The 18,109-nt window shown below is 32.8% G+C and carries 16 protein-coding genes; 10 read left to right on the top strand and 6 right to left on the bottom strand.

What is annotated here, in order from left to right; all coding sequences use genetic code 11:
- Positions 1–39: 39 nt before the first annotated feature.
- Positions 40–1,839, bottom strand: a complete 1,800-nt coding sequence (locus OQ292_RS01440) for a sodium:solute symporter family protein (protein WP_284684269.1) — start codon at positions 1,837–1,839, stop codon at positions 40–42.
- A 203-nt stretch (positions 1,840–2,042) separates the two neighbouring features.
- On the opposite strand from OQ292_RS01440, the gene OQ292_RS01435 reads away from it, so the two are divergent.
- A complete protein-coding gene (locus OQ292_RS01435) occupies positions 2,043–2,771 on the top strand; it encodes a DUF547 domain-containing protein (RefSeq protein WP_284684268.1) in 729 nt (242 codons plus the stop codon).
- Between the two features lie 25 nt (positions 2,772–2,796).
- Here OQ292_RS01435 and OQ292_RS01430 read toward each other — a convergent pair whose 3' ends face one another.
- Entirely contained in the window at positions 2,797–3,867 is a 1,071-nt protein-coding gene (locus OQ292_RS01430) for a hypothetical protein (protein ID WP_284684267.1), read from the bottom strand.
- 64 nt (positions 3,868–3,931) lie between these two features.
- A complete protein-coding gene (locus OQ292_RS01425; protein WP_284684266.1) occupies positions 3,932–4,126 on the bottom strand; it encodes a hypothetical protein in 195 nt (64 codons plus the stop codon).
- A gap of 176 nt (positions 4,127–4,302) precedes the next feature.
- On the opposite strand from OQ292_RS01425, the gene tgt reads away from it, so the two are divergent.
- On the top strand, positions 4,303–5,433 hold the full coding sequence (gene tgt / locus OQ292_RS01420; protein ID WP_284684265.1) for a tRNA guanosine(34) transglycosylase Tgt: 1,131 nt from the start codon (positions 4,303–4,305) through the stop codon (positions 5,431–5,433).
- Here tgt and OQ292_RS01415 read toward each other — a convergent pair whose 3' ends face one another.
- Entirely contained in the window at positions 5,434–6,684 is a 1,251-nt protein-coding gene (locus tag OQ292_RS01415; RefSeq protein ID WP_284684264.1) for a competence/damage-inducible protein A, read from the bottom strand.
- A gap of 101 nt (positions 6,685–6,785) precedes the next feature.
- Here OQ292_RS01415 and OQ292_RS01410 point away from each other — a divergent pair, with 101 nt between their 5' ends.
- Positions 6,786–7,664, top strand: a complete 879-nt coding sequence (locus OQ292_RS01410; RefSeq protein WP_284684263.1) for a glycerophosphodiester phosphodiesterase family protein — start codon at positions 6,786–6,788, stop codon at positions 7,662–7,664.
- Between the two features lie 115 nt (positions 7,665–7,779).
- Positions 7,780–8,037 (top strand): YtxH domain-containing protein, encoded by a 258-nt coding sequence (locus tag OQ292_RS01405; protein ID WP_284684262.1) that lies wholly within the window; start codon positions 7,780–7,782, stop codon positions 8,035–8,037.
- 34 nt (positions 8,038–8,071) lie between these two features.
- On the opposite strand, the gene OQ292_RS01400 is transcribed toward OQ292_RS01405, so the two are convergent.
- Positions 8,072–10,081 (bottom strand): Cache 3/Cache 2 fusion domain-containing protein, encoded by a 2,010-nt coding sequence (locus OQ292_RS01400; protein WP_284684261.1) that lies wholly within the window; start codon positions 10,079–10,081, stop codon positions 8,072–8,074.
- 179 nt (positions 10,082–10,260) lie between these two features.
- Here OQ292_RS01400 and OQ292_RS01395 point away from each other — a divergent pair, with 179 nt between their 5' ends.
- From OQ292_RS01395 to OQ292_RS01385, 3 genes are all read left to right on the top strand, one after another.
- On the top strand, positions 10,261–11,283 hold the full coding sequence (locus tag OQ292_RS01395) for an SPASM domain-containing protein (RefSeq protein ID WP_284684260.1): 1,023 nt from the start codon (positions 10,261–10,263) through the stop codon (positions 11,281–11,283).
- Between the two features lie 454 nt (positions 11,284–11,737).
- The gene (locus OQ292_RS01390; protein WP_284684259.1) at positions 11,738–12,457 is read left to right on the top strand and encodes a hypothetical protein; all 720 of its coding nucleotides are present in this window, start codon (positions 11,738–11,740) and stop codon (positions 12,455–12,457) included.
- 47 nt (positions 12,458–12,504) lie between these two features.
- A complete protein-coding gene (locus tag OQ292_RS01385) occupies positions 12,505–14,064 on the top strand; it encodes a hypothetical protein (RefSeq protein WP_284684258.1) in 1,560 nt (519 codons plus the stop codon).
- Positions 14,065–14,096: 32 nt separating this feature from the next.
- Here the strand turns inward: OQ292_RS01385 and OQ292_RS41340 are convergent, their stop codons facing one another.
- Entirely contained in the window at positions 14,097–15,467 is a 1,371-nt protein-coding gene (locus OQ292_RS41340; RefSeq protein ID WP_489686925.1) for an MptA/MptB family glycosyltransferase, read from the bottom strand.
- A 195-nt stretch (positions 15,468–15,662) separates the two neighbouring features.
- Between OQ292_RS41340 and OQ292_RS01375 the strand changes: the two genes are divergently transcribed.
- The 3 genes from OQ292_RS01375 (at position 15,663) to coaBC (ending at position 18,081) form a co-directional block, all read left to right on the top strand.
- Complete coding sequence (locus OQ292_RS01375) at positions 15,663–16,466, top strand: outer membrane protein assembly factor BamD (RefSeq protein WP_284684256.1); 804 nt, start codon at positions 15,663–15,665, stop codon at positions 16,464–16,466.
- 73 nt (positions 16,467–16,539) lie between these two features.
- Entirely contained in the window at positions 16,540–16,878 is a 339-nt protein-coding gene (locus OQ292_RS01370; protein WP_284684255.1) for a DNA-directed RNA polymerase subunit omega, read from the top strand.
- 3 nt (positions 16,879–16,881) lie between these two features.
- Positions 16,882–18,081, top strand: coding sequence for a bifunctional phosphopantothenoylcysteine decarboxylase/phosphopantothenate--cysteine ligase CoaBC (coaBC, locus tag OQ292_RS01365; RefSeq protein ID WP_284684254.1), 1,200 nt, complete (start codon positions 16,882–16,884; stop codon positions 18,079–18,081).
- Positions 18,082–18,109 lie beyond the last annotated feature (28 nt).

Genomic DNA, 18,109 nt, shown 5'->3' with positions numbered 1-18,109 from the left:
GTAAAATTCTACTGGCCCTTCTTTATTAAAGTTTATTTTTTAAGTAGCATATCCTTTTTTGAGTTTTTTCCAGCTAGATAGAAGGAAAATACTTCCAGCAATGCCTAATACAGTTAAGATAAGTGCGTAGGTTGTTTCGCCGTATATCCAGTAACCCATTGAGAATAGGGCAGAGTAGACTGTAAAGCAACCAATAATCATCATAAGGATTTCTAAAGGCACATTCCAAGCTTTTCCTTTGTCGGGAAGAGTCTCACCTTTATCTGCCGCAATTTTCTTTAACTTGCTCCATCCCGGACCTCCAGGAGATACTAGTTTATAAAATTTGATTAGCGTGTCTTCGTCTGAAGGTTTTGTAAATAGGGTAACAGTTACCCAAGCTATTGTTGTGATTATGATTCCTAAAATAAGGTTCATATAATCTGGTAATGGATCAAATCCTAACCTGTGGTGAATTAACTGAAAATAGATGGCCATTACAAATGAAACAAGCATGGCAGTGATTTCACTATAAGCATTAATTCTCCACCAAAACCATCTTAAAATGAATAATAAACCAGTTCCTGCACCGATCGAAAGTAGTATGTTGAAGGCTTCTAGGGCACTTGTGAGCGCCAACGCAAGTAAGCTAGCTAAAACCATTAAACCTACAGTTGTAATTCTTCCTACATTCACCAAAGCTTTCTCAGATGCGTTTGGATCTACGAATCTTTTGTAAAAATCATAAACTACATAAGATGATCCCCAGTTTAAGTGTGTTGAAATTGTAGACATAAATGCAGCTATTAAAGAAGCCAATACTAGACCTGCTAAACCTGCTGGTAAATATGTTAACATAGCTGGGAATGCAATGTCATGTCCAAGAACAGAATCATCGATATTAGGAAAAGCTTTTTTAATATCGGCAACTTCTGGGAAAAGAACTAATGAAGCTAATGAAATGATTATCCAAGGCCAAGGTCTTAAAGCATAGTGAGCAACGTTGAAAAATAATGTTGCACCAATAGCATTTTCTTCATTTTTAGCAGAAAGCATACGTTGAGCAATGTAACCGCCACCACCTGGCTCAGCACCTGGATACCATACACTCCACCATTGCACTGCAATAGGTATTATAAATAATACTAATAAGTTATGCGTATCAGAAAAATCTGGTAAGAAGTTGAGTTTATCAGCAACATTTTCATGTTGTAAAAGATTTGATAAACCATTTATTTCTGGTAAGTCGAGAATAACAAAAGTAGCCCACAAAATGCCACCCATGGCAATGATAAACTGAAAGAAGTCAGTGATAAGCACACCTTTTAACCCACCTAGTGAACTATAAATTACAGTAACAACTGATGCAATTAATAAAGTTTGTACGGGAGAAAAGCCCAACATAATGTTACCAATCTTAATGGCTGCTAATGAAACTGTAGCCATAATACAGATGTTAAAGAATACACCTAAGTAAAGTGCTCTAAATCCTCTTAAGAAAGCAGCTTCTTTGCCACTGTATCGTACTTCGTAAAACTCTAAATCTGTAAGTACACCAGATTTTCTCCATAATCTTGCATAAACAAAAACAGTAAGCATACCTGTTAAGAGAAATGCCCACCATACCCAGTTTCCTGCAACACCATTATTTCTTACAATGTCAGCAACGAGGTTGGGAGTATCTGCAGAGAATGTGGTTGCAACCATCGAAACACCCAGTAGCCACCATGGCATGTTCCTTCCCGAGAGGAAAAAGTCTTGTGCACTTTTACCAGCTTGCCTTGAAGTGATGATGCCAATCGCTGTGGAGATAATGAAAAAGAGGGCTATAAATAGCCAGTCAATGCCTGTTAGCGTCATTTATTCTAGAAGTTATGTATGTAATAGGTTTTCAAATTTTTTGAGTTAATCTTTCAAAAGAAATGAAAAAATAGCATAATCCCTTGAAAAATTGATCTAATATTCCTGAAATTGTTAAAAGTGCCATAATACTGTTGTTTTGTCATCTGACTGACAAAAACATAAATGTACGAAACTGATTTTTGAAGAAAAATTAAAACTTTATGAAAAAGACAGCAATTATTTTTTTTAGTCTGATGTTTTTGGGCTTCTATTCCAATGCACAACAAGAATCATTTTTTAAAAAAGCAGATGCATTTTTTAAATCTAATGTAACCGAAGGAAGGGTGAAATATAAGGGAATTAAACAAAATTCTTCGGTATTGAATAACCTGACTGATTATGTAGCAAATGTTGATGTTAGCCAATTTTCATCAGACGAAAAAAAAGCATTTTACCTGAATGCTTATAATATTCTAGTAATAAAAAATATTATTGATGCTTATCCGATTGACTCACCTATGAGCATAGATGGCTTTTTTGATAAAAAGAAACAAACAGTAGCGGGTGAAGTACTCACATTAAATGAAATTGAAAATAAAAAAATAAGAGAGGTTTATAAAGATAGCCGAATTCACTTTGCTTTAGTTTGTGCAGCTAAAGGATGTCCTGAGATTGCCAGTTTTGCTTTTACTCCAGAAATGGTGGATGAACAATTACAGCAACTAACAACAAAAGCAATTAACAATTCTGATTTCACCAAAGTAAATAAGTCTGAGAAGCAAGTTATGCTATCAGAGATTTTTAATTGGTACAAACAAGACTTTTTAAATGAAGCTCCCGATTTGTTAGCTTATATCAATAAATACAGAAAAGAAAAATTAGACAAAAACTTTAAAGTATCTCATTACTCTTATAATTGGGAGTTAAACGAAGCTGACATGCACAATTAAACCAAAAGGTCACTAAACAAGTGGCCTATTTTATTTTAAAAAGTAATCCGATTGAAGCGTTAAAACTGAATAGTTTTTTTGGCAAAACCAGCATTTGGTTCTTAAACTCAGTTTCTGTATTTAATGACAATCCTACTGATCGGTACAATTTGCTTGTAATTCCAACATTGAGTGCGGTAATATTTGGTAATGGTTCATAGAAATTGAATCCATAAGCAAGTCTTGGTTTTATCATTCCTTTTCTTGGTAGATATTCAACTTGCAAAGGAATTTTGACTTTATAAACCGAGCTTTCTGTGTCAGTATTTATTTTGTTTAGGAAGTAACTTACCAGACCTGTTTTAAGATATATTTTTTTATTTATATGACTGCTCGAAATGTGAAAAATGGCGCCATAGTTTGGTCGTTTATACGAGGTTTTAAATTCCGAATTGTAAACAGGTAAACCTGTAAACACCTCAACAAATGCATCTACTTCTGCTTTTTTTCTTTTAAATGTAGTATGTTGTTGAGAAGGGTATAACAACCGATGGTAGTTCTCAACAAGGTTTACTAGCCTCTTTTCTGTGGGTTCATGTATATTTCTAATAATTCTAGAAAGGCTTGGAACTTTAGTAGTATAATGAGTTAGAATGCCATAATGTCTTTTTGAACTGGATAAGTATGAGTGGTTATGATCGTAAATGATGTTTTCAACATACGGAATTTCTGTTAAGCCATCTCGGTTGCTTTCAATAAAATATCTATTTTTTACAGGTGTATTCAGTTTTAGAATATTAATATCTCCCTTAATTAGTACTTCAAGAAACAAAAGCTTTTCACTTTTATCTGATGAAATCTTTCTTGTTGTAAAGTATTTATAATTATCTAGATAAAAACCTCTTATTTCACCAGGTTGGTATTCTGTTATTTCTTCGCCAAATTGAGGTTTAAACTTGCAAGAGTTTGTAAGGGTTAAGTCTCCAGTATAAAAAATCTGCCCTTGGATGGTGTCGTAAGAATTTGTAATAACATAAGCATTTACAAAGTCTGTTTGTGCTTTTACATTACAAGAAAAAATGAATGCAAAAACAAAGAGAATTAGCGTATATCTCATTTGTTAAATTGTTGTTAGTAAATAATATTGACTGTTGTGTTGTTGAGAATCTCTTAGATTGTGATTAAGATGCTTTTAGATTCATTTTTTGTTCTAAATCTTTAATTACTTCGATGCTTTCATCAAACATTTCAGGTGGATATTTAGGATCGAAAACCATCTCTTTAAAAGTAGCTAGCCTTATGCAGACTTCGCCATTAACTATTTGAGAGCAATCCAGTAATTTGAGAGAAACTTCTTCGTGTGTCCAGTACTGCATAAGCTTGATTTATATGTTTTCCCCACAACGCTTCCACAATGTTATTGTGATGTTCATGTAAGTTTATCGGAGCTATTAGTGAGTACTCTTTAAAACTTCACTTTTATTTTCATAATGAAATAGAAAGAAGAGATATGTTTTAAAATTCTTAGTTTTGCAGACTTAAATTTTAAATCATGCAATTTTCACTTCAACATCAGGATAAGCAATCGAATGCTAGAGCAGGTGAGTTGATCACAGATCATGGAAAAATTGAAACACCGATTTTTATGCCTGTGGGTACAGCAGGTACTGTAAAGGCAGTTCACCAAAGAGAGTTAGAGAATGATATTCAGGCTCAAATAATTCTGGGAAATACTTATCATTTGTATTTGCGTCCTGGTCTAGATATAATTCAAAAAGCTGGTGGTATACATAAATTTAATGGGTGGGAGAGGCCAGTATTGACTGATAGCGGTGGTTATCAGGTGTATTCATTGGCAGATACTAGAAAGATTACAGAAGAAGGTGTGGCATTCAGATCGCATATTTCTGGTAATAAATTATTCTTTACTCCTGAGTATGTGATGGATATTCAAAGAATAATTGGTGCTGATATAATTATGGCATTTGATGAATGTACACCATATCCATGTGAATATCAGTACGCGAAAGATTCTATGCATATGACTCATCGCTGGTTAAAAAGATGCTGCGACAGGTTTGATACTACTGATTCTTTGTATGGTTATAAGCAAACACTTTTCCCAATAGTACAAGGCAGTACTTATAAAGATTTGAGAGTGCAGTCAGCTGAGACCATTGCATCTTTTGAAAGAGAAGGTAATGCAATTGGAGGGCTTTCAGTAGGTGAGCCACATGAAGACATGTACGAGATGACAGAGTTGGTTTGTGGCATTTTACCAAAAGATAAACCAAGGTATTTAATGGGAGTGGGCACTCCTGCAAACATTTTAGAATGTATTGCTCTAGGTGTAGATATGTTTGATTGTGTAATGCCAACCAGAAATGCTCGTAATGGTATGTTATTTACAACACAAGGTATTATCAACATAAGAAATGCTAAGTGGCAAGACGATTTCACACCAATTGATGTAGAGTTAGGTGGTTATGTGAGCACATTTTATTCTAAAGCATATTTAAGACACCTGAAACATAGCGACGAATACCTTGCAGGTATGATCGCGAGTGTGCATAACTTAACCTTTTACTTGTGGTTAGTAAAAGAAGCAAGAAAGCACATTATCGAAGGCGACTTTGCTGCATGGAAAGATATTATGGTAAAAAAACTAATGGTAAGGCTGTAATCAGCTTACCATTAGTTTTTGTCTTAGTATTTCTAATACTGCTGAATAAGTTCTTTGGATATTTATTAACCTTTCTGTATCCAAATTCAATAATTTAACTTGTGTTTCGTCTGGGCTGGCAAGAGCTATGTAAATAGTACCAACTGGTTTGCCTGGAACACCGCCATCTGGACCTGCAATACCAGTTGTTGAAATTCCGAAATCTGCTCCATATTTTACACGCACGTTTTCTGCCATTTCTCTGGCTGTTTGTTCGCTCACTGCACCATACTCTTTTAAAGTACTTTCTTTTACACCCAATTGACTCATTTTAACAGCATTGCTATAAGACACAATCCCACCCATATAATATGCAGAGCAACCAGGTATATCAGTAATTTTATCTGCTACTCTGCCACCTGTGCAACTCTCTGCTGTAGCTAGGGTTAATTGCTTTTCTTTAAGTAGCCTGCCAATAGTTACCTCAATCTCTTCATCATCAAAAGCATAAATAAACTCTTTAATATATTTATTGAGTTCTAATGCCACTTTCTCTACATCATCAATTATTTGTTCTTTATTCATTGAAGTGCCAGTAAGTCTCAATCTTACTTGTCCGGCTCTTGGTAAATATGCCAATTTGATATTTTCTGGTAGGCTGTCTTCCCACGCTTCAATTTTTGGTGCAAGCAGAGATTCACCTATACCAATGGTTTTTATCATTTTATGATAAATGAATGGTGTTTTATACTTTTCTCTGAGTTTGGGCAAGCCAGAATCGGTTAGGATTCTTTTCATTTCGTGAGGTACTCCCGGAAGAGAAATGAAAACTTTATTATTATGTTCAATCCACATACCTGGAGCAGTTCCAACGGGGTTCATTAAAACTGTGGCTTTATCTGGTACAAGTGCTTGCCCTCGGTTGAGTTTATTTACTTCTCTATTTTTTTTATCGAAGATATTTCTGATGTTTTCCAAAACATCTTCATTCATTATCATACCTGCATTTACATAGTTTGCAATTGTTTTTTTTGTAATATCATCTTTAGTTGGACCAAGCCCTCCGGTAATAATAATTATATCTGCTCTTGCTTCAGCTTCTTTAAAAGACTTTTCAATTTCTTCTCTCACATCACCAACAGACACCTTTCTAATAATTCTGATGCCTATTTTATCTAGTTCGCTGCTAATCCACTGGCTATTTGTATCTGTAATTTGACCATAAAGAATTTCATCTCCAATGGTAATAATCTCGGCGTATATATTTTCCATTATGTTCTACTTACATTAATTCTCAATAAATTTGTTGGCAAATTAAATCAAAATTATCGCTAAGTATCCTAAAAGAACAAATCAAGTAATCTTTAAAAATTATGATTAACAAGTTTACATTATCACTTCTTGTCACTTTGCTAAGTGTTTTTTCTTGTTGTGCTCAGCAATTAGATGCACTTATAGATGAGGACAAAACTATCACTGAGTTTTTTAAATGGACTCCAGAAAAAGAACCACTTTACAGCGCACATCGTGGTGGACCTTTAGTGGGTTATCCAGAAAACTGTCTAGAAACATTTGCGCATACAGTAAATCTTATTCCCTGCATCTTAGAAATAGATATAAGTTTAACTAAAGACAGTGTGCTTGTATTAATGCACGATAATTCTGTAGATAGAACTACAACCGGAACTGGCAAAGTAGGCGAGTTAACTTATGCTGAAATTCAAAACCTGTCTTTAGTAGATAACAATGGAAATAAAACAAATTATAAAGTACCATTGCTCAAAGATGTGTTAAAATGGTCGAAAGATAAGGCTATATTAAGCCTAGATGTAAAAAGAACTGTTCCATTTAATAAAGTGATAGAAACAGTAATAGAGCAAGATGTAACAGACAATATTATGATTATTGTATATAATATCGAAGATGCAAAACTTGTGTATAGCTTGGCTCCTGAGTTAATGATGTCTGTAAATATTAGAAATAGTTTTGAGTTAGAACAATTTGAAAATACTGGAATTCCATTTTCAAATATTTTGGCATTTACTGGTACAAAAGAATCTCCGAAAAGCATTTACAAAGCCATACATGATAAAGGTACTTATTGTATAATAGGCACTATGGGAAACCTTGATAATAAAGCATTAGCTAAGGGCATTTCTGTTTATCACGATTTATTTAAAAAGGGAATAGATATAATTTCAGGAGATTTACCAGAATTGGCAACAGAAGCGATAAATACCTATAAAAAGTAAAAAAATATCTCTGTTTTAGGGTTTGAACTTAAAATTTTCAAAACGATTGCTTCCCAATATCGTTATAAATATTAAAGGAATTTTAATTTTTTTTGAACTTAAATAGAACACTAAAATGAGTAATAAAGGAGAATCGTTTTTTGCGGGTGTAATACTAGGTGCTGCTGTTGGTGCAGTTACTGCATTGTTGTTTGCTCCAGATAAAGGTAAAAGAACTAGAAAGAAACTGAACAGAAAGGTAAGAGAACTTAATGATGCTATGGATGAGGTTTACCTAAAAAGTAAAGATTCTTTTACTCATCTATCTGAAGATGTTGAAGATAACATAAATGATTTAGCTAAAAAAGGTAAAAAGATATTAGCTGGAAAATAAAAATATAAAAGAGAGGAGGAGTTATCCTCCTTTTTTATTCTACTGGAGATTTAAGTTGTTCATTTTCTGTTTTTAAATCTTCAATTTCATCTCTCAATAATTTTTCCCTTCTATTCATCTCCTCGTGTGTGGCTTGTAGTTCTTCTACATTTTGTCTCATTTCTTCTTCTTGCGACCTAAGCTCTTCTGTCATCTGCTGGGTCTTTTTTAGTAATTTGTGAGTCTTTTCGTTGGTTTGAACCATAGAAAGTGTAGATGCAATACTTTCAGCAATTCTTAACACAAATTGAACTTTAAATTCTTCGAGTTTTTCAAAAGAGGCAATTTCCATAATTCCATAAACCACATCATTTAGAATTAAAGGAACTATTAAAATCATTCTTGGATTGGCATCTCCTAAACCAGAACTAATATGAACATAATTATCAGGAATGTTTTCCATGTAGATGTATTCTTTTTCTAACCAAATCTGCCCGATTTGTCCATCTCCCGGTAAAATTTCTTGTTTTAAATGTTTCTTTTTACCCCAAGCATAATAGGCACTAAGTACAAGTTTTTCTAATTGATCTTTCTCTTGAACTACATATAATGCGCCTTGATTTGCATTGAGGTATTTAATAATTTGGATAAGAATCTGTTCAGAAAGTTCTTCTATTTCATTTGAGTTGCTTCTTAAAATATTATTAAATGAGGCTATTCCTGTATTAATCCATGCGCGTTGTTCTCTTTCAGTTTTGGACTTTTGTAAATTATCCTTCATGTTAAGAAGTGCGTTTCCTAATACATCTTCATCACTTATTGCTTTATATTCCGCATCGTAGTTTTCATTTCCAATTTCTTCAGCAAATTTAGATGCATCGTTTACGCTATTAATTACTTTGCCAACTGCTTTTGCAATGTGCCCTATTTCGTCTTTTCTCTTTATGGGTTTATATTTTACTTTTTTACCTTGGGCTAATTCTTGAAGCTGAGAGTTTAAAGTATTTATTGGTTTGGTAATGGTATCAACCATAAAGTAGATGCCTGTTATACCAATTACTAAAGAGGTTAGTAAGCCAAAAAAGATGATCATTCTAATCTCAAAAAGTGGTTTTCCTAGAAAGTCCTCTTCATTTACAGTTGCAGCAACAAATATGTCGTAAGGTGCATAATACTGATAGTAAATCCAATTCACACCAGATTGACCATTTTCGTCATATTCATACCTGATTTTGTTGTGCTTATCTCTGCTTAGCGAAGCAACATCAATATAATTATTTATGCTATCTCCTTTAAGAGTAGGATGAATTAAAAACTTACCTTTAGAGTCAAAACAGTAAGGGTAACCAGTTTGGAAATAAGATATTTCATTAAAGATAGGAGCCGCTCTTTCGTCTATATTTTCATCCAATCCTACAAAAAGAACTCCTTTAGTCTCACCGTTAATTTTTAGTGGTTTATATAAAGATTGCGTCCATTTGTCAATAATAAAAATTCGCTTAAGAACTTCTTCGCCACTAAATGCTTCGTCTAGTACATCTTCACTTACTAATACATTTTCAGATCGGTTTTCACTGCCCAAATACATATTAGTCTGGATAACTAAGTGTTCGTCTTCTGCTTTTTGAAAAAGAGAAACATAACCTCCCGAAATATCGCCAATTGCATCTACAAGATAGTGATCGCCATATTGCAATTGCTCGCCAAGGTAAAGCCATTGGTTAACTTCCACTGTTTTTTGAGTACCATCTCTAAATGAAATAGCTGGCATTGAGATGGTAGAGTCGGTTTCTACTATCTGCTTGGAACCTGAAAGTAGCTTTTCGAAACCATCACCTGTTTTTAATATGGTCTCTTTTCTTTCTTCATAATAGATATTAATTGTATTAATTAAATCTTGTACGTGGCCATACATTCTAGCTTCATTAGATTCAATTAATAGTTTTTTCTGGTAGAGATAAATACCACTTGCAAGTAGGGTGAATACAAGTGTAAAAGTTAAACTTGTAAAAAGTATGAATTGTGTCTTTAGGTTAAAACCGAAATTCTGAAGAATTTTTCTCATGAAAAAATGAATTGAAGATAAGGGACTTCAGTTGATAGAGTTACTACACCATTATAATTGTTTTTTATAGAGTTTAGTATGTAAGGAAAAAGTTAACTTACAATTCTGTTGAGTGTGGAGAAATTATCTGGTAATATTGCTGCTATTGTGAATATTTGATTGTCTCAGGGGATTTTTTTATGAATAGTAATTTTTATGACGGGGTTAATTACCTCTCCAAACTGAATTTTAAGAAAGTAAGGAATATGTTAAAAGTGTATTCTAGTTATTATCTCTCAAAATGGTTTGGTAAGGTAAAGCATAGTGGGTTGCCAATTAGTATTTCGTTTGAGCCAACTACGTCTTGTAACTTAAGATGCCCTGAGTGTCCAAGTGGGTTGCGGTCTTTTACACGACCAACAGGAATGCTAGGTGAAGAACTTTTTAAAAGATCTATAGATGAACTGGCAAGTACACTTACTTATCTGATTTTCTACTTTCAAGGAGAACCCTATTTAAACCCAAAATTTCTTGATTTAGTAAAATATGCATCTGATAGGAAAATATATACAGCTACTTCTACCAATGCACACTATTTAAATGATCAAAATGCAAAAAAAACTGTAGAGTCTGGCCTCGATAGATTAATTATTTCTATTGACGGTACCACTCAAGAGACGTATCAGTCTTATAGAGTAGGAGGTAAACTCGAAAAGGTAATAGAGGGCACTAAAAATATTATTGAATGGAAAAAGAAACTGAAATCTAAAACACCTCATGTTATTTTTCAATTTTTGGTGGTAAAGCCCAATGAACATCAAATTGATGAAGTTTATGATTTAGCAAAATCATTAGGAGTAGATGAGGTTGGTTTAAAGACGGCTCAAATTTACGATTATGAAAATGGCTCACCCTTAATTCCCGATCAAGATAAATATTCTAGATATTCTAAGCAGAAGAATGGTACATACAAGATAAAAAATTCTTTAGTGAACAGTTGCTGGAAGATGTGGCACTCATGTGTAATTACATGGGATGGCTTGGTTGTACCTTGCTGTTTCGATAAAGATGCCCACCATCGTTTGGGAGATTTAAAGAATAGCAGTTTTGCAGAATTATGGAGAAGTAAGAAGTATAACAATTTTAGAAGTGCTTTGCTAAAATCGAGAAGCAAAATTGAGATATGTAAAAACTGTACTGAAGGCACTAAGGTTTGGGCTTAGCTAGACTTAAGTCCCTTCGAATTTTAAACAAAACTTAATGTGATCTCTCTTTGAGGAATTTTTTTAAGCCAATATCTTAATTCTCAATATTTAATAAATCTTAATGCATGTCAGGATTATATCTTTCTTCAAGATTCTAATCCATATTTTTCACGAAGATTAGAAAATCTTACTCTTAACTTTTGTCCCCTAACTTTTCCTCTACAAAGTAATGGTATTATAATATTAGTGTTTTGTGCTTATAATTAAAATTTCCTTTTGCAATAACAGGATTTGGTAAAGATAAAGAACGACTCTCCCAAGTAGTATTACTGAATTCATTTTATTTTTTTATTAGCTGCCGTTAGTAAAGCTTACATCGCAATAAAATTCCCATTCTATAAATATTAATATCTCTGATTCGGTTGTGAATTTGTCAAGCTGCACTTGAAGTCATAACCTAATCACATAAAATATGGATAAAAAAATACTCTTAACCCTTTCCTTTTTACTTGTTGTGGGATTGCAGTCAGTCTTATTTGCGCAAGAAAATGAAGTTGTTGTGGAGGAGACAACAACCGAAGAACCAGTTAAAACAGGAACTCAATTTTCAATAGGAATTAGTGGTAGTACCAGAGGAGTTGGCATAGACATGGGTATTGGAATTTCCCAAAAGTTTCAATTAAGATTTGGCGGTACTTACTTTCAGTTTGATCAATCTTTTCAAGTTGATGTAGAAGGCGAACCTTTTAATTTAGATGCAGATGTAGATTTAAAATCTTTACAACTACTAGCTGATTATTATCCATTCAAAGGGAGCAGTTTTAAACTTACTGGTGGACTTGCATATCATCTAAATGAAGATTACTCAATCAATGGAGTTTATGTGGGGGATGAAGTTTTTTCTCTAGGAGAAATTAGTATAGATGGTGATGATGTAGGTACACTTGGTGTAGATGTAACATACGAAAAATTTGCTCCATATGCAGGTTTAGGTTTTGGCAGAGCAGTACCGAAGGGTAGAGTAAACTTCGGATTCGAAATGGGCACATATTACAATAGTTCACCTAATGTAACAATTAATGCAACAAAAATGCTTAGTGAAACAAGCTCTCAAAGTGACCAACTTGAAGAAAATATGCAGGACTACCGATTTTATCCTGTTATTATGTTCAGACTTGGGGTTAAAATCTAATTAAAACAAATACAAGCAAATTTACTTCTATCAAAATTTAATTAACTATGTTGAAAAATATTATAAATATCTCTCTTGTTGGTATAATGCTGTTTCTGGTCGGTTGCGATAATCCAGTTGAAGATATTGATTTGATTCTTGATACAGATGAAATTATAAATACAACTATTGCTGTAGAACTGACAGATGCTCTTAATGGAGAGCCAATATCGAGTGATGCTGAAATATCTATAAGTGGTATCGATTCAGAATATGTTCTAAATATAGTTGGAGAAAGAAATTATGATGTAAGCGCAGGTGATGGATTAATTACTTTAATTTTGCATCCAGATGCACAACCTTCAAATAATGAGCCTGTTCAATTTACGATTAATGTAGCGTCTAGTGAATATGAAAGCTATTCAAGAACTGTAACAATTTCAGAAACTGGTAATACAGTTCAGACTATTCCATTAGTAAATCTTGTGAGTCCCCCTTCTGATGTAGTATTTTTAGAATCTACCTTTTCAACTGACAATACAGGGGCTTTAACTTCTGATTTTGAAATCACTAGTGAAAGTGCAAACAGTAGAGTAAAAGGATTAGATGTTCTTATTAAAGCTTTATTTAAAGCTGGAACCAAGTTTTTAGATGAGAACGGTAATATTTTAATTGGAGAAATCACTGTTAAGTTTAGAGCTTCAGATGGAGAACATGTAAAAGGTGAGTTTATAAGATCGATCTTTAACAACCTTGGTACGTTAACAGAAATTATTAGCATATTACCAGATACTCAGTTAGAAATTGAAATATCTGTCGATGGTGTAAAAGCATTTACAACAACAAGTGATTTTGAATTAAGCTTTGATTTTGCTGATACATTTACTGCTAATGATGTGAAAGCTTTGTTTACACCAATTGATGGAAGTTCTTCATCAATTTTCGATACAAGTTCAAGTAGTTTAAGTTCAGAGGGTTCTGTTGTTTTTTATAATAGTTCTGAGTTTGGAACATTTGATATTTCAAAATCTGGTTTTATTGAAGAGTCAGATCCATCTGCAGTTTCTTCAATTATAGTGAGTGTATCGTCTAACATTCAGCCATCTGTTGATGTTGAAAAATATTTTACTGACCAATTCAAATTTACAATCACTTATAAAGATCCTACAACTTCAGAATACAAACCTTATATCACGCAGAAATTCCCTTTCCACGATGGTTCTGAATTGAAGTTTATAGAATTGCCGGGTGTTAGTGATTATAAATTAGAAGTATTTAATGATTTTGATAATTCTGTAATTGGATCAACTTCAATATCTTCATCTGGTAGTATTTCATTAAATTTTGATAAAGGCGAGGTGATGTTTCACCTAATAGGTACTTGTGATGATTTACAAGTTGGGCCAACAGCAACAGTTTATTACAAGCCTGTATCATCTTCATCTTCACCAGTTATACTTGGTACATTACAAAGTGGTAAGATGTATACGTACAAACTAGAACAGGGTGTAGAGTATGAGTTTTCAACACGATTCGAAGGTAATGTAGTATCAGCAACTGGTTTTATAAGTCAAACTTCTTATTCTGAAACAAGGGAACTACCTGCAAATATTTGTGATAACTTTTAAAAGCTAATAGAATTAAAATAATTAAGGGTATCTTATTTCAAGATACCCTTTTTGTTTTTGAAATATCTATACTGATATTCTATATACCTTCCGAACTGCTGAAAATAATTGTATTTCTGTAGTTCGTAGATGAGATAGCCATAAACTAAAGTGTATTCTAAGGTAGTGAGTAATAGGTTTTCTTTATATTCTGCATTGTTATACGTTGCATAAGAAACAATAGCTAAGGCAGACCATAAATAAGAAAATTTAAATTCGGTGAAGATAGAAATTGCTACTAAAGAGCATACATACCATGGATGAATAATAGTAGCAGTGAAAAAGTAAATGCTTATTGCAAAAAGCATCTTTATGAATAAACTTTTATAGTCGAAAGGTTTAGATAAACTCATTATAAATATAAAAGCAACTACAAAATAAGAGAGCCTAACACCAGCAGTTTGAATAATATTGTAGCCTTTTACCTGATAGCCAATCCACCTGATTACGTAATATATACTTGCATTAAATTCAAATTTTTGAAAGTATAGATTTACACTACTCCCTAGATTCGTAATCATCTCTTGGTTAAGAAAAGGCACAAAAAGCAGTAGGATCATTAATCCTGTTATCAAATAAAATTTAATAGCTTTTTTCCATTCTAATACAAAAAATAAAAGTGGTAAAAACATTAAGGGAAGTAGTTTAGAAGCTACTGAAAAGCTAAAGAAAATAGCAGCTAAAACAATTTGTTTACGCATTAATAAATATATTGAAATACCTAAAAAGCAAATCATTAAACTTTCGTAATGTAAATTTCCTGTTAGCTCAATTATTACGAGAGGATTTAATGCATACCATTTTATATTCTCTGGATTTAGATTCAGGCTAGATAAAATCTTTGGGAAAATTATAAGAATACAAGCTTCAGATATTAGTATAAAGATTCTCATTACTATCACTGAGGAAAGTAAATTAGTAGAAATAAAAAAGCTAGATACCCAAAAGCTTAGCTGGCAAATTGGTGGATAAATTGTATAGTAATCGGGTGAATTTAGGTTTATAAATAAGTTTTTTGTTAAGCCTATAGGCAATTTACTTTGATTGATATAATATGAAGGGATTTGTTCAAAAGGATTTATGCCGTTATTGAGAAGTAGGCCATCCCAAATAAATCTGAAATAATCATCTGACAAATTTGGATGCATGCCAATTAGCACAAGTCTGAAAGTAATCGCAATAAAAATTATCTTTTTTAAGGAAAGATTTTGCTTGATTAAAAAATAATAACATAAAAAAGCGGTGCCAAAAAGACTAAAAACCTCAAAAGTGTTTGCTCGATTTGTAAAATATCCAAGTTTGATAAAACAAGCAATTGTTATTAAAGAAAGGCTTAAAAGGTTGAAATTTTTCTTTAAATGCATCTTTTTTACTCTTAAAAGTATTCCTCATAATTTTAGTTTCATTTTTTTAATCTAAAAAAAATCTGACCCATTTTATGTAACTGAGGCATCCAGTCTCAAAAATTTGCATTTGAATTAGTAGAGTACCACGATTTGTTTGTTCGAAACATAACAATGAGTTTTTTTTTATCAGTGGTGCTTGTAACTTTGCGAACTATGAAGAGAAGCATTATTCTATTACTTTTTGTGATGATTGCGGGTTCCTGCAGTAGGCTTACTAAAATTTTAAGGAATCCAGATATTGATGAGAAATATAAAGCTGCAATCAACTTTTACGATAATGAAGACTATTATCGAGCAGGTCTTGTTTTTGAAGACTTGTTGCCAAATATGATGGGTAGAAAAGAAGCCGAGTTTGTTCAGTTCTACTATGCATATTGCCATTACCACCAAAAACAGTATGATTTAGCTGCGTATTATTTTAAGCAGTTTTATGATACTTACAGAAGAAGTGAGTTTGCCGAAGAAGCACTTTATATGCATGCTTACTCAAATTATAAAGGAACTCCTGATTATAATTTGGATCAATCTAACACAAATACTGCAGTTGAGTCTATGCAGGATTTTCTGAATATCTATTCAACAAGTAGCTATGTAGAAGAAGGTACCAGAATAATTGATGAACTTCGCGAAAAGTTGGAACTCAAGGCTTACAATGTCGCTAAACAGTATCAAAAATTAAGAAGATACAAGGCTGCAGTTATTGCTTATGAAAATTTCCAAAACGATTTTCCAGATTCAGATTTGAAAGAAGAAATATCATTTAAAAGGGTTGAAGCGCAATACGAATTGTCAAAATTGAGTATTCAGTCTTTAAAAGAAGAGCGTTATCAGAAAACTTTAGAATACTATTATTATTTATTAGATCGTTTTCCTGAGTCTGAGTATATAAATGAAGCCCAGCCTATATTTAAAAATACGCAAAGAGAATTGGCTGATTTAGGTGTAGCGGTAAACTAATTTTTTGCTGAATAGCTAAAATTTGAACCTTAACTTATTATATTTGTTAATTAAAATCAAAAGTAAAATATAAATGGCAAATTCATCTATTGAAACAAGAGATATGGCAATAATGACCAAAGATACTGGTAATACTTACGAGTCTGTGGTTATTATATCTAAAAGAGCTAGACAAATCTCTACAAAGATTAAGGAAGAATTAAGTAACAAGCTTGCTGAATTTGCTACTTCTGTTGATAATCTTGAAGAAATATTTGAAAACAGAGAGCAAATAGAGATTTCAAAATTCTACGAAAGAATGCCAAAACCATCGTTATTGGCAACTGAAGAGTTCTTAGAAGATAAAATATATTATCAAAGAGAAGGAGAATTACCTGAGAGAATTGAAGAGGATGATTTGGGCTTGTTGTAATAAATGATACTCAAAGGAAAAAAAATTTTAATAGGAGTTACTGGTAGTATTGCAGCATATAAAGCAGCTACACTTATAAGACTCTTGAAAAAACAAGGAGCTGAAGTAAAAGTCATTATGACTGCTTCAGCTTCTCATTTTATTACCCCTCTTACTTTATCCACCCTTTCACAAAATCCAGTATTATCAGAATTTGTCAAAGATGATACAGGTGTCTGGAATAGCCATGTTGATTTAGGTTTATGGGCTGATGTTATACTTGTTGCACCCGCAAGTGCTAACACATTGGCTAAAATGGCTAATGGAATTGCTGATAATTTATTGATAGCAGTTTATCTTTCGGCAAGATGTCCAGTATTTTTTGCTCCAGCAATGGATTTGGATATGTATACCCACAAAACAACTTTAAGAAACATCTCAATACTTTGTAATGATGGAAACATTATGATTGATGCAGAAGAAGGGGAACTGGCGAGTGGTCTTTCTGGAAAGGGAAGGATGGCAGAGCCTGAGCATATTGTTGATGCGTTGAGTGCGTTTTTTCAGCGTAAGGAGGTATTAAAGGGAAAGAAAGTATTAATTACTGCTGGACCCACCAAGGAATATATTGATCCTGTAAGGTATTTAACCAATGCTTCTACTGGTAAAATGGGTTATGCATTGGCTAAAGCTGCTAGTGATTTTGGTGCGCAAGTCACATTAATTAGTGGACCAGTTCATTTGCCTATTCCAGATGGTAATGTTGAAGTTATAAAGGTAGATACATCTAAAGAAATGTATGATGCTACCATGAAGAACTTTTCAAAATCAAACATAGCTATCTTTACTGCTGCAGTAGCAGATTATACACCAAAAGTAGTCTCAGATACTAAGATCAAAAAAAATGATTCTGAGATGAAAATTAGCCTGATCAAGACGCATGATATAGCCAAAGAAGCTGGAAAAGTCAAAAGAGAAGGCCAATTAACTGTAGGTTTTGCGTTAGAGACAGATAATGAAGTTGTGAATGCTCAACAGAAATTGAAAAAGAAGAATTTTGACTTTATAGTGCTTAACTCGCTCAAACACTATGGGGCAGGTTTTGGCCACGATACAAATAAAATTACTATTATAGATGAACATACACAGCAAGAATTTTCTCTAAAATCTAAAAGTGAAGTTGCAGTTGATATCTTGAGCAAGATTATTGAGAAAATTAAATAAACAATTTTTTTTAACTCATTCAGATATT

It is taken from the genome of Chondrinema litorale (assembly GCF_026250525.1).
GTDB classification, from domain to species: Bacteria; Bacteroidota; Bacteroidia; order Cytophagales; family Flammeovirgaceae; genus Chondrinema; species Chondrinema litorale.
The sequence above is the reverse complement of the archived record's forward strand: the minus strand, read 5'-3'. Positions and strand labels throughout refer to the sequence as shown.